The organism is Vibrio paucivorans, from assembly GCF_054053395.1.
The window spans coordinates 1,541,716-1,554,783 of record NZ_CM133231.1 but is presented as its reverse complement, the minus strand read 5'-3'; the positions used below and the strand labels follow the sequence as shown (position 1 = coordinate 1,554,783).

The 13,068-nt window shown below is 45.8% G+C and carries 14 protein-coding genes; 5 read left to right on the top strand and 9 right to left on the bottom strand.

What is annotated here, in order from left to right; translation table 11 throughout:
* Positions 1-2: 2 nt before the first annotated feature.
* Complete coding sequence (locus tag ACXABW_RS22430) at positions 3-1,358, bottom strand: DUF1800 domain-containing protein (protein ID WP_457525619.1); 1,356 nt, start codon at positions 1,356-1,358, stop codon at positions 3-5.
* A 158-nt stretch (positions 1,359-1,516) separates the two neighbouring features.
* Here ACXABW_RS22430 and ACXABW_RS22425 point away from each other — a divergent pair, with 158 nt between their 5' ends.
* On the top strand, positions 1,517-1,732 hold the full coding sequence (locus ACXABW_RS22425; RefSeq protein WP_457525618.1) for a hypothetical protein: 216 nt from the start codon (positions 1,517-1,519) through the stop codon (positions 1,730-1,732).
* A gap of 72 nt (positions 1,733-1,804) precedes the next feature.
* Here the strand turns inward: ACXABW_RS22425 and ACXABW_RS22420 are convergent, their stop codons facing one another.
* The 7 genes from ACXABW_RS22420 to ACXABW_RS22390 all read right to left on the bottom strand — a co-directional run bounded on the left by ACXABW_RS22420 (position 1,805) and on the right by ACXABW_RS22390 (position 8,163).
* Positions 1,805-2,437 (bottom strand): 2-dehydro-3-deoxy-6-phosphogalactonate aldolase, encoded by a 633-nt coding sequence (locus ACXABW_RS22420; RefSeq protein ID WP_457525617.1) that lies wholly within the window; start codon positions 2,435-2,437, stop codon positions 1,805-1,807.
* Entirely contained in the window at positions 2,430-3,326 is an 897-nt protein-coding gene (locus ACXABW_RS22415; protein ID WP_457525616.1) for a 2-dehydro-3-deoxygalactonokinase, read from the bottom strand. Before ACXABW_RS22415 ends, ACXABW_RS22420 begins: the two co-directional genes overlap by 8 nt.
* Positions 3,327-3,348: 22 nt before the next feature.
* Positions 3,349-4,494, bottom strand: coding sequence for a mandelate racemase/muconate lactonizing enzyme family protein (locus ACXABW_RS22410; protein WP_457525615.1), 1,146 nt, complete (start codon positions 4,492-4,494; stop codon positions 3,349-3,351).
* A 14-nt stretch (positions 4,495-4,508) separates the two neighbouring features.
* Positions 4,509-5,777, bottom strand: a complete 1,269-nt coding sequence (locus tag ACXABW_RS22405) for a TRAP transporter large permease (RefSeq protein WP_457525614.1) — start codon at positions 5,775-5,777, stop codon at positions 4,509-4,511.
* A gap of 11 nt (positions 5,778-5,788) precedes the next feature.
* On the bottom strand, positions 5,789-6,262 hold the full coding sequence (locus ACXABW_RS22400) for a TRAP transporter small permease (protein WP_457525613.1): 474 nt from the start codon (positions 6,260-6,262) through the stop codon (positions 5,789-5,791).
* 42 nt (positions 6,263-6,304) lie between these two features.
* Positions 6,305-7,360: a TRAP transporter substrate-binding protein gene (locus ACXABW_RS22395; RefSeq protein ID WP_457525612.1), complete on the bottom strand. Its 1,056-nt coding sequence runs from the start codon at positions 7,358-7,360 to the stop codon at positions 6,305-6,307.
* A 77-nt stretch (positions 7,361-7,437) separates the two neighbouring features.
* A complete protein-coding gene (locus ACXABW_RS22390) occupies positions 7,438-8,163 on the bottom strand; it encodes an IclR family transcriptional regulator (RefSeq protein ID WP_457525611.1) in 726 nt (241 codons plus the stop codon).
* Positions 8,164-8,407: 244 nt separating this feature from the next.
* On the opposite strand from ACXABW_RS22390, the gene ACXABW_RS22385 reads away from it, so the two are divergent.
* The 3 genes from ACXABW_RS22385 (at position 8,408) to dgcA (ending at position 11,420) form a co-directional block, all read left to right on the top strand.
* Positions 8,408-9,292 (top strand): LysR family transcriptional regulator, encoded by an 885-nt coding sequence (locus tag ACXABW_RS22385; protein WP_457525610.1) that lies wholly within the window; start codon positions 8,408-8,410, stop codon positions 9,290-9,292.
* A 127-nt stretch (positions 9,293-9,419) separates the two neighbouring features.
* On the top strand, positions 9,420-10,418 hold the full coding sequence (dgcN, locus tag ACXABW_RS22380; RefSeq protein ID WP_457525609.1) for an N-acetyltransferase DgcN: 999 nt from the start codon (positions 9,420-9,422) through the stop codon (positions 10,416-10,418).
* Positions 10,419-10,427: 9 nt separating this feature from the next.
* On the top strand, positions 10,428-11,420 hold the full coding sequence (dgcA, locus tag ACXABW_RS22375; protein WP_457525608.1) for an N-acetyl-D-Glu racemase DgcA: 993 nt from the start codon (positions 10,428-10,430) through the stop codon (positions 11,418-11,420).
* A 70-nt stretch (positions 11,421-11,490) separates the two neighbouring features.
* Here dgcA and ACXABW_RS22370 read toward each other — a convergent pair whose 3' ends face one another.
* Entirely contained in the window at positions 11,491-12,102 is a 612-nt protein-coding gene (locus ACXABW_RS22370; protein WP_457525607.1) for a LysE family translocator, read from the bottom strand.
* Positions 12,103-12,202: 100 nt separating this feature from the next.
* Here ACXABW_RS22370 and ACXABW_RS22365 point away from each other — a divergent pair, with 100 nt between their 5' ends.
* A complete protein-coding gene (locus tag ACXABW_RS22365; RefSeq protein WP_457525606.1) occupies positions 12,203-13,066 on the top strand; it encodes a LysR substrate-binding domain-containing protein in 864 nt (287 codons plus the stop codon).
* Positions 13,067-13,068: the final 2 nt, after the last annotated feature.

Genomic DNA, 13,068 nt, shown 5'->3' with positions numbered 1-13,068 from the left:
TCCTATCGATACTGGAACTGGGGGCTGAGCCAAAGCAGAGATAACTTCATCGCTAAACCATCGGCTTTTTCTAACGCAACTTGCGTATGCTGGTCGATATCAGACCCATACAAGTTAGCGACAATGTCTTTCACCAGCTGGTCAGGTTTACCTCCCCTTTTCCTAGCCTGTTTGATAGTTGCTGCCGCTAAGTTATTCGCAATTTGCCACCTTTGCACCAACGAAGAAGGGCTGTTGTAATCTTTATCAGAATCAGACCAACCAGCCGGTGAACCTGCGACAAAGGGGGGCTGCCCTAACGTCCTTAACAAGTTGACGTTATCTGGCACACTCACTCCACTGCTGCGTAGCACGGCAAACAACCACTCTTGTGGAGTTCGAAACCGCACTGATTTCGGGCTATTTGACGCCATATGCTCAACCAAGACTTGATACACCGGCGTCAACTCCCCTTCAAATTTCAGGTAGATTTTACTTAGTTCATCGACCAGTTCACTCGGGGTATCACCGATAAAGTGCATGGTGAGCTTGGTCACTAAGTGCTTGGCCGTATCAGGGTGTAGCGCAAGGTCTCTAAGGCAATTCTCTCCTTGTCGCACACCACTTTGTGAATAACGGGTACCGAAAACCGTTACGCTGCCAGGTTCATGAGTACCAGCTGAAAAACGAAAACCCGCGTTAGGTTGGGCAAACTTAACCCCCCAGCCTGTAATCGCTTTGGCGAGATTTTCTACATCTTGCTGGGTGTAGCTGCTGCTCACCCCAAGGGTATGCAGCTCTAAAATTTCCCGAGCAAGGTTTTCATTGAGGCCTTTACCTCGTTTCTTACCGACTTTCGAATTTGGTCCTATGGATATGTGGTTATCTAAAAACATCAGCATGGTTGGGTGTTTGGTCACATCCACCAGCATGTCAACGAAATTGCCGTTCCAATGCTTACGAATCACTTCGTTCTCAACACCGGCGACAATAGGCTTTACTCTGCGGGTATCTGCAGATATCGCAAAGTGATTGCCCCAAAACTGAATTAACCGCTCTTGAAAGCCATAAGGGGTACGACGCGTTTGCTCACTACGGGCCGCCATTTGGGCCATATAGCTTTGATTGAAATATTGATTGAGCTGCTTTTGGACTTCACGTCGCTTCTCAGGAGATTGCTTTAGTTGCCGTCTCTTTTTATTAAACTCAGCGATATCATTCAGAGTTGCTGCCGTACTTGGTAGGTCAATAACGGCCGCGCTAGTATACGTACTAGCCAGCAATTGCTCAGACACTGAAGTTACTCGAGGCTGATTAAGTCGGGGCCCGAAGCCAAAACGCTGCTCAGCTAAAATTTCAGCGGTTGGGTAGTAATCCATACGACATCCTGAAAAGATTAATTATTGTCAGTGTAACAACACTGCCAAGAGTTATTTTAGCGCACTGTAAATATTTCAAAGTTGTTAAAAGCAATCCGCTATGCTTAACTAAATCCACCTCCACCTCCACATCCTACAGATACTATTGAGAGCTCCGTTTGAAATTCAACATCAGCCGAATTAACACACCCATAGGTATTTTCCGTTTATCAGGAGACATTTCGGAATCAGAACAGCCTCCAACGCTGACCTACAACGACGCCGAGTTTATGGGTACCGACGGCTGGGTGTTGATCAATACCGCGTCAGAACATGGTTCCAGTATATTGACGCAAATAGAGCCATATGTGCTTGAACACTTGGCAGATCAATAGGGATAAGTATATTCCACGCACAAAAAAGCTAGAGCAGAGCTCTAGCTTTTTACTTTTTCTAGCTAAACACTTCTATACGTTAGCTAATGCTTCGACAAACCCTTTCGCATTCGCTCGAATTTCGTCATCCGACAGGCCTGGTTTGTACAGTGAAGCACCTAATCCAAATCCTTTCGCACCTAAGTCTAAATAAGGCTTCATACTTTCCACGCTAGGATTAATCCCCCCGACAGGGAAGCAGATCGTTCCTTTAGGCAGTACCGAGTTCAACGCTTTGAAGCCGTCGAGGCCAAGCATTGAAATCGGAAACAACTTGAGCCCTGTTGCGCCAGCAGCGAGAGCCGCGAACGCTTCACTTGGCGTTACTACGCCAGGGAATGTGACACAACCGGCTAGAGCGGACATCTTCACAACTTGTTCATTGAAATTAGGTGTCACCACTAGATTTGCACCTGTCTCAATCACCGATCTCGCCTGCTCCGGCGTCGTTACTGTACCAGCACCGATGAGGTAATCACTACCGAAATGTTCTACTAAACGTTTAATGCTCGTCAATGCGTCAGGGCTATTGAGAGGCACCTCGATCATAGTGAAACCTTCTTCGATCAGAATCTGAGTCACTCTTATTGCATCTTCTGGCTGAACACCGCGAATGATCGCGACCAAAGGTAGGTGCTGCTCTAATTTAAAGTCGTTGTTAGTCATTACTCATTACCTGCTTAATTTGTCTCATACCTACTAAAAATGCATCGTCACCATGCACGTGCTGACTTTTTATGCTCAAAGCATCGCAAGCAATCTGATATCGCTGGCAGAGTCCTTCCCCTCCAACCAGATATAAGCTCTTAGATTCTAGGTTTTTAAGTTCTTGCCCAATGAGTAGCCCCGATAAGTAGTCGAGCACTTCCTCTGGCGCTACCCTGCCAAACAGGCGATGCGTCCGAACGGCAAACAGTTTCGCCGTAAAGTCACTACCACCGCTTTCTTCGATACCACGCAGAAAAGCAGGCTCCGACACCACTTGCTGAGGCAAGCCGCGACCAAGGATTGAATGCTCAGCCAAAACAGAAAACATCTCTCCCGTCATATAAGTGCGGAACTCGGTCAATTCTCCGTGTTCTACGTTAACGTGTTTGCTGTGTGTACCGGGTAGAACTGCAGTGAAAGAGGCTTTATCAAGCATTTTCTGTAAACCAAACAGCTGCACTTCCTCTCCACGCATGACATCAAAGTCCCCCTGCAGGTTTTGATAGCTCACCCCAGGAATAATGGTTGCGTTCGCCCCCCAAGGAAGCACAAATTGATGTGCACCTTGTGCCAATTGATTCGGTGTCACTGGCGCGGCCACGTAAGGCACATCAACCCAACCTTGAGCGGAACCAACCATTCCAGCCATATAGACTGGTAGATGTTGATACTCACCTAACCAGGCTTTCAAGGTGCTCTCTAGCTCAATGGCAAATTGTCCGTCAGCAACTTGCAAAAGCCCTAAGGGCTTTTCAATTTTATCGATGAGCACGCCATCGTTTTGCATCGCAAACGCGCGAAAGTTGGTCGTGCCCCAATCAATAATTAGCCAATCTACTCTGTTCATTATTGTTATTGTTCTCCGCCGATCAGTTAACTTTGTATTGATTGATGATGTCTCGATTCACTTCTACCCCAATACCCGGCTTAGTAGGAATCTGAACCATGCCATTTTCCATTTTGATACCATCGCATATCAGATCCTTTCGGAATGGGTGAGAAGATTGGTCAAATTCCAGCATCGGCTCTTCTGGATTCAAAGAAAGAGGCGAAGAAGGTATAGAAGCAATGAACTGCAACGAGGCGGCAATACCCACCCCCGAACCCCATACATGTGGGATCATCATGGTTTGGCTTGCCTGCGCCATCGCTGCAATCTTCTTGCACTCTGTAATCCCCCCTGAGGAGCACAAATCAGGTTGAATCACATCTAGGGCTCGGCCTTCAAGCCATGGGCGATAGCCCATTTTGCCAAACAGTTGTTCTCCTGCAGCAATATAGGTTTTCGATAGATTCTTAATTTGTTGGTAACCTTGAAGATCTTCCGGTGCCAGCAATTCTTCTAAGAAGTACAAATTAAGGTCTTCGGTTTCTTTGATGATTCGACGTGCCGCTGCCGAGTTATAGGCGCCATTTGCATCCGCCATGATGCGCACATCATCACCGACTGCTTCTCGAATCGCGCGCATGAACTGAATATCCTCTTCAACCCCGAAACCGATTTTGAGCTTAAATGCTTTGAAGCCAGCATCCACGTAGCGATGCGCTTCTGCAATCGCATCTTGCGGATAGTTGCCTTCAGCAACACGATAAAAACCCGTCGCATAAGGCATGACTTCTTTGCGGAATGCTCCGCCAATCAACGCATGAATTGGCTGATTCAGAGACTTACCAATCACATCCCACAGCGCAATATCGACACCACTAATCGCATTCACCGCTGAACCGCCTTGTCCATATGGCCTTGTTGTGTTGTACATTTCTTCCCACAACACTTCGACATCAAATGGATTACGACCAACCAAAATTGGTTTAAATACGTGCTCAATAAATGCTGCTGCAATATGCGGTGGCTGTAAACCATGACACAGGGCTTCCCCCCAACCAGATACGCCCTCATCAGTAACCACTTCGACAATCAAAGCACTACGGTTGTGAACCCAGCCTTGCGCGAAGTAGAACGGCGTATCCAGAGGAACCGAAATAGCATGAGGAATGACGTTAACAATCTTCATAATTTGAACCTTACTTAAATCAATGCCATTGAGATCTGTGGGATAAACACCACGAACGCGAGCGCAACAAGCATTGCAATGAAAAACGGAATAATGGCTTTAGATAACTTCTCAACTGAAACGCCTGAAACACTGGAACCTACAAATAGGTTTAGCCCGAGTGGTGGAGTAATGAAACCTATTGCGAGTGTCACCACCATGATGATACCGGTGTGGACAGGATCGAAGCCAAACAGCATTGCGACTGGAACTAGGATCGGAATCAGGATAATGATTGCTGCAACCGTCTCCATGAAACAGCCAACAACCAGTAACAGTGCAACCATCAGCAAGATGAACACCACTTTGCTTTCAGAGAATGCCAGCATAGCGTTAGCAATTTGGGTCGGAATCTGTTCCAGCGCTAAATACTTACCAAACGCTGTCGCCGTACCCACGATGATCAACACGATGACAGAAGTAATCACAGATTTGGTGAAGATTTGAGGTAAATCTTTCACTGTAATTTCTTTATAAACAAACAAGCTAACAACAAGGCCGTAAACCACCGCCACAACACTCGCTTCAGTTGGCGTAAAGACGCCACCGTAGATGCCCCCTAAGATGATCACTGGGATAAGCAGGGCTAGCTGAGCGTGTTTAAACTGTGTCCACACTTCGGCGAGCGAGAATGGCTCATCCGAACCTTTGTAGCCATTCTTCTTCGCATAGAAATACGCGTAGGCCATCAGACAGAAAGAAACTAAAACCCCAGGGACAATACCGGCGATAAACAAATCACCGATGGAAGTGCTAGCCGAAACGCCATACATCACCATTGGAATACTTGGTGGGATCATGACGCCAATCGCACCAGCAGCAGTCACCACTGCAGTAGCGAAAGCTTTGTCATAACCATACTTGATCATCGCTGGGATCATGATTCCGCCCACTGCTGCAACGGTAGCGGGGCCAGAACCAGATATCGCAGCAAAGAACATACAAGTGATAATTGATGCGATAGCGAAACCACCAGTGATGTTTTTGACTAGCGAGTTAGCAAAGTTCACCAAACGTTGAGATATACCCCCACTGCCCATAATGTCACCGGCTAAGATGAAAAATGGCACAGCCATAATTGGGAATGAGTCCACGGAGGTGATAAGCGTGCTGACTAGGAAATCTACACTCAGTGTACCCGTCGATAAAATGGTCAGTAGCGTTGCCACACCCAGAGCGATCGCAATTGGCACAGAGAAGAAAACCAGCAGTGCAAACGTCGCAAACAAAATGAAAATAGACATGAATCAGCTCCCTATCTCAGTGCTTTCAGTTCAGTAGAGGTGATCACCATCTGCTGGATTAAACGAAAGGCGGTCAAAGCAAAGCCGACTGGCCCCGCTAAATACACCAACCACATAGGTAACCCTAATGCCGGTGAAGTCTGACCCAATGAATATAGGTTGATGACCATCTGTGTGGATTTAAATAGAATCACGCACGAGAAAAGGAAAAATACGACATCGGAAAACAGTAATACGTATTTCTTTTCTTTATCATCAAGAAGCATATTTATAGCTTCTATTTTAATGTGACTTTTCTTTGCCACCGCAAAGCTGATCCCAATGTATACCAGCCATATAAAACAGTATCGAGCGAGCTCTTCTGTCCATGAAATAGAATAATCAAGAGTACGAGTAACAACCTGCAAAAAAATAGCAGTCGTCATGATGGCTAATAAAATACAAGCCACTGTATTTTCAAAATATTTATCTAACCATTTAAGCATAAGTTTATCCTCGCCCCACTTTATTAAAGCGGGGCCAAAAAATTATTGGTTGGCAAGTTCTTGTTCTGCTTTGTTAATTTCAGCTTTGAACGCATTAATCACATCTGCACCAATAATTGGCTCGTATTTATCAACGACTGACTTCGTCGCATCTTGGAATCCTTTACGTGCTTCCGGCGTTAATTCAATCACTTCCATGTTTTGCTCAATGGTAGCAAGGCTATCTAGATTGACGTTACGGTTCACTTCTCTCTCGTAGTCTCCAGCTTCAATCGCTGCCTGCTTAATCACTTTTTGGTCGTGCTTGCTCAGCTTGTTCCAGGTTGCTTGGCTAAAGATCAACGCCAGTGGTGTGTAAACATGGCCGGTATCCGTCATGCTACTTTGCACTTCATACAAGTTGTTCAAAGCGATGTTTGGATATGGATTCTCTTGTCCATCAACCGTACCTTGCTGCAAGGCCGTAAACAGTTCATTGAACGCCATTGGCGTTGGCGTTGCCCCCATCGCCTTCCATGCGTCAAGGTGAAGTGGGCTTTCCATGGTACGCACTTTCAAACCTCTAACATCTTCAATACTGCGCACAGACTTGCTTGAGTTAGTCAGATGACGGAAACCATTTTCCCAGAAATCTAGGCCCACCAACCCTTTAGACTGCAGCCTCGCCAGCATGTCATCACCAAATGGACTACGTAGCACTTTGTCAGCTACCGCTTCACTCGTGATCATAAATGGCAAATCAAACACGTTATATTCAGGGTAAAAGTTCGCCAAAGGGCCGGTTGAAGGGATAGACACATCCAGCGTGCCTAACTGAAGCATTTCAATAGCCGCTCTGTCGTCCCCTAACTGGGCAGAAGGATAAATATCAACCGTTAAGTCAGTATATTTCTCTACGATCTCTTTGAATTTAGCTGCGCCATCATAAATAGGGTGTTTATTATTCGAGCTCATACTAAAGCGCAGTGTTTGTACCTGAGATTCACACGCTTGAGTGCCCACTGTTTGATTATTCTGTGAGTTTGTTGCGATTGCAGCGCCAATGATTGAGGCGATAAACAGCCCACCAATGGCCAGAATTTTTCCTGTTCCAGACATAGTCGTACCTAATATAATAAGTTTTATTTTTGGCACACTTATATGTGTGCGTAGGGTATTGGTTGAATTACAGAACGTTAATTAAGCTGCTCTGATATTTTTTCGCAGTATTCGGTAATAATAGGAATCAATTCCTGCATTCTCGAATCTGGCATATATTCTTTAATACTGGTTACCGATATTGCGGCAATAATATTGTTGTATTTATTTCGAATCGGCACCGCAACGCACCTTACTAGGTCATCATTGTCTTCTAAGTCAAAGCTATAACCACCTTTGGCGTATTGCTCCATCCGGTTCATCATTTGCTCAACATCCAGTGCCGTTTGTCTACTGATAAGTCTTTGCCATTCCATCTTCGGCATATCAAGCATTAAAGCTTTCCCCACTCCCGTTGCGGCAAGTGGTAATCGATCCCCGACTTGGGAGCGCATCTGAACATGGCGCTGTCCTGGGATCTTGTCGAGATAAAAAATCTCGTCTTCATCTTTAATACCGAGATGCACTGTGTCTTTAGTCAGCTGCGCAAGCTCTCTAATGTATGGTTTAGCAATCTCTTTCAGTGGCATATCAGCCTGAGCTCGAATACCAAGTTGAATCATTTTGGTACCCAGTACCAAACCGATTCCTTTTACTTCTCGGACGTATCTCGCTTCAATTAGCCCTTGCAAAATACGGTGAACCGTCGACTTAGGCAGAGCCAATTGCTCGCAGATGTCCTTCAGATTACGGTGCCCGTCGGCAATCGAATCAATGACAGCGAATGCTTTAGCTAGCGCCTGGTTACCTTGTACTTTGCTCATAAAACGACCTCATGTTGATGATGAGAAATATACCTGCCAGATAAAAACGTTAATGTGACAATTATCAACATTCCATATTGCGAAACACTATTCCCACATTGTGGAACTTTTATTTGACTGACGAAGCATTTCATCCTATCTACAAGGCAAACGTATGATCTCATTAGATTTTCGCAACATATTGAAGCTTTCGTATTGCTGCTGTAATAGTATGCTTAAGAAACCAGCCGCATTGGATATCACTATGAACTTGAGACAACTCGAAATTTTCTATGCCGTGATGCAGGCAGGCACTATTTCTGGTGCGGCCAAAAACCTCAATGTCTCTCAGCCCAACATTACAAGAGTGCTGTCTCACACTGAAATGCAGCTCGGCTTTCAATTGTTCGAGCGAGTAAAAGGTCGTTTGGTGCCGACTCAAGAAGCGAAAACCTTGCTTCCGGAAGCCGAACGGATATACCAGCAACTCGGCCAATTTCGTTCTCTGACTAACAAGGTTAAAAAAGGCAGCTTGCACCTTCGAGTTGGTGCTCCCCCTATACTCGCCAGTGCTTTGCTTAGTTCGGTCATAGCCAAATTATGTGAGGATCAAGCCTTATCCGTCGAAGTTTCAACCGCGAATAGAGATGAGCTTTGCCAAGGGCTTTTGAAAAATGAATTGGATGTCGCGGTAAGCTTTGGTGACGACGCACCTTCAGGTATTGCTTGCGAACTTCTCGCCACAAAGAACATGGTTGCTTTGCTACCCACAACCGATACTAGTCAATCAGTTGAGCTCGCCTCTCTACTCGACTCTTCTCTACCCGTCATAGGATTAGATTCTCGCGATCCACTCGGTCAGTTACTTCACCGAGCTATACACAAAACCCATCCGCAGTATCACCACCAAATTTCTGTCAGAAGTTATGGCGCGGCCGCCGAGCTGGTAAAACACAATGCAGGCTCAGCAGTAGTAGACCCTTGGACAGCCGCGCAGTTTAGTCACGTAAACACAATGAAAGCTGCCGAGCTGACTCCGCCTATCCCATTGCACGTGTCGATCCTACATGCAGAACATCAACCCTTGTCTATCACCGCACAGCAATTCATCGCTGCACTCAAAGCTAGAATTGAGACACAAGAGAGTTAAAACGCTAGTCATTAAAGCTAGGGTATAACCTCAAGCTATAGGCTACGAATAGATAAGTATTCGGCGCGCGCCGCTGTATTTCATATGCTGCATCTCAACAGTTCACGGATACAACGCAAGGATTCTTATGTCTATCTCTCAGCCTTACCTACTTTTTCTTGGGGATGTTACTGACCCACTTTCAGCAAAAACAGCTCGCGGTATTCACCAGTGGCGCCCTAACGTTTGTGTCGGCCAACTTCGCCTCACCGAAAATACCGTATCCTTGGGTCTCGATGACCTATCGCTAGAACAAGCAAAAGAAGCTGGCGCAAAAACATTAGTCATTGGGACAGCGAATGCTGGTGGCTTTATTCCAAAAACTTGGCTCAGCACCCTGATCCTCGCAGCAGAAATGGGATTCGAAATTGCGTCAGGCATGCACCAAAGGCTGTCGGATGTGGAAGAACTCAGCGCGTTACAAAAAGCAGGAAAAACAACACTCCACGATGTAAGACACTTCGATGATGCCCTTGATGTTGGTAATGGAAAAGAACGAGCAGGTAAGCGCTTGCTAACAGTTGGAACTGACTGTTCAGTAGGAAAAATGTTCGCTGCACTCGCGATTGAAAAAGCACTACAAGAACGTGACATTAAGGCTCAATTCAAAGCGACTGGCCAAACAGGCATTCTGGTACAAGGCTGTGGCATCTCAATTGATGCGGTCGTTGCTGATTTTATTTCAGGCGCTGTGGAAGCGATTAGCCCTGCATTTACCGACCACGAATGGGACATCATTGAAGGCCAAGGCTCTCTGTTTAACCCATCTTATGCAGGCGTCAGTATGGGCTTGATCCATGGTGCACAACCTGATGCCATGGTGCTGTGTCACGAAATTGGTAGACAACACATTCGCCACTTACCTCACGCAAGCTTGCCGACCATTGAAGCCACCATTGCTGCTAACGAGCAAGCGGCTCAGCTTACCAATCCAAATGCGAAGATCGTGGGAATTTGCCTCAATACGTCCAGCTTAGCGGAAGAAGACGCGAGAGAACTGTGCGCACAGTGGAGTGAACGATACCAACTTCCTGTGACCGATCCTGTTCGCTTTAGCGTTAATAGTATTGTCGATCGTTTGGTGTAAGAGGCGCATATGAACATATCGGCGCAGCATCACTCAATCAAATTGGCTAAGCCTTTCAGTATTTCTCGAGGCACTCGTACTCATGTCGATGTCGTGCGTGTGCTCATTGAGTTTGAAGGCATGAGCTCATTAGGAGAATGTACTCCTTACCCTAGATACGGTGAGTCAGTCGACTCGGTAATCCAACAAATTGAATCGTTCGCTCAATATATCAGCACTCAAAACGTTGACACTCCAGAGCAAGCGAGAGCAATGCTTCAGCGCAACATACCAGCTGGAGCGGCTCGTAATGCACTGGACTGCGCATTTTGGCAAAGTGAGATTTCGCGTAAAGGAAGCCGTTTCCCTTCTCCGTACTTTGACGTTGCCAGCCAAATTGAAACGGCGATGACTGTATCAATTGCCACTCCAGCACAAATGGCAGAACAAGCCAAAGAGTACGTTGAATTGGGCGCAACACTGCTCAAAGTGAAACTCGACGATCAACAAATCATAGAAAGAGTCGCAGCAATTCGCCGTGTGGCACCTCAATGCAAAATTGTATTGGACGCCAATGAAGCATGGCTTGGTCTGCCTCTCGCTGAGCTTTTTGATCAACTGGCTAATTACCAGATCGCTATGATCGAACAGCCGGTACCTGCTGGACAAGATGACGTTTTGCAAGGTATCCCTCATCCAATACCATTGTGCGCGGATGAAAGCTGTCACACCAGTGAAGATTTACCTGCATTGCTCGGCCGCTATGAAATGGTCAACATCAAGCTCGATAAAACAGGAGGGCTTACTGAGGCGTTAAGGCTAGAGGAGCTCGCCAGAGATCATGGTTTTAGCGTGATGGTCGGTTGTATGTTGGGAACATCAATTGCAATGAAAGCCGCCCTGCCTATTGCAACTAGAGCAGAGATTGTCGATTTAGATGGCCCCGTATTGTTAGGCATAGAAGAACTCGATGGCTTAGTCTACCAATCCGGACAAATCTTAGTCCCTCACCCTGTCGACTAAAGTGCACAGGTAGCCAAAAGTGTACTGCTAGCGCAATAAAAGCCGCCTCCTTATGGGCGGCTTTGATTCGCTACCCTTTTACAGCCAGCATTGCACCAAACGACACAAGCGCCACGCCACATATCTGCTCCAGTCGTTTCTTCACCTTTAACAACCTAGATTGCATGGATGGAGAAGTGAAAACCACCGCAACCAAGACAAACCAGATAGCATGGAGAATGATCATATAGCCTCCGTACAATAGAGCGCCAAATAACCCTTGCTGATCAGGAGAAATAACCTGACTAAATATGCTAACGAAGAACAACATTGTTTTTGGGTTTAAGGCATTGCACAGCCAACCTTGCAATGCCAGCTTTATGAGATTGGTTTCCTGTTGTACATTCCCTTGTTGAGCTAATACGTCACTGCTATAGAAAAATCCTTTTACTCCCAAATAAATAAGATACGCTGCTCCCATATACTTAATGCACTGGAATAGAAATACGTTCTGTGAAACTAAATATCCAATTCCTAATATGGAATACGTAATGTGAACCGTAATAGCAGCACTGATACCTAACGCCGTCCAAATACCAGCCTTCCTACCCTGTGCGATACTATTTTTGAGCACCAGAACAAAATCAGCTCCTGGGCTAATAACGATAATAAGTCCTAATATAGCTAAACTCATCAATTCCATTTCTATACCTTACTTGTCTTAATTGTACGTACATTGTATGAGCTTACGAGCTATCTTATAATCGAAATGAACTCCACATATATGTGAGAAAAAGTCACACATGAGACATTTAAAAGCTTTCCATATATTCCATGTTGCAGCGTCTTGTACTAGCTATACCCAAGCAGCTAAACAACTAAACCTTACCCACGGTGCGGTGAGCAAACAGATTAAAACTTTGGAAAATTTTTTGGATCAAACATTGTTCCATCGGCAAGGCCGAAACGTTGTTTTGACTGAGGAAGGAAAGTTGCTACACACCTATACGACTCAGGCATTTAATTCTCTAAGCGAAGGTGTCGCAACACTGGAAAGAATGAAGAATCAGTCATTAGACGTATCGTGTGAACCAACATTAACTATGCGCTGGCTGATGCCAAAACTCGAAGAGTTTTACGCTCAAACGCAAATAGACGTTCGCCTTTCTACCGCAGGAGGGGCCATTAACCTAGCGAGTGCAGGGCTTGACCTCGCTATTAGAAGAAATGATTTTCCCATTCCAGAACAATACAATGTGACACCACTGGTCACCGAATGGATTGGACCTGTTTGCTCTCCGGCTTATTGGGATAACATTCAGAACCATCTAGTCGACGCTAAACTTTTGCATACTGAGACTCGCCCCTGTGCGTGGCGAAGCTGGTTTGAACACAGCAAATCAGCACAATTGGCGATATCGGCTGAGCAAACCTTTGCTCACTTTTATTTTTGCCTTCAAGCGGCAGTTGATGGCTTAGGCATAGCCATCGGTTCTTACCCCTTGGTAGAACAAGAGCTAGAACGAGGAAACTTGGTCGCTCCTTTTGGCTTCATTTCCACTCCGCAGCAATATGTCGTCATTACGCAGAAGGAAGGGGCCTCCGAAAACCAGCAAATCTTCATTAACTGGCTTAAAGGCAAGTTCCAATCGTGCGTACCGAACTAAAT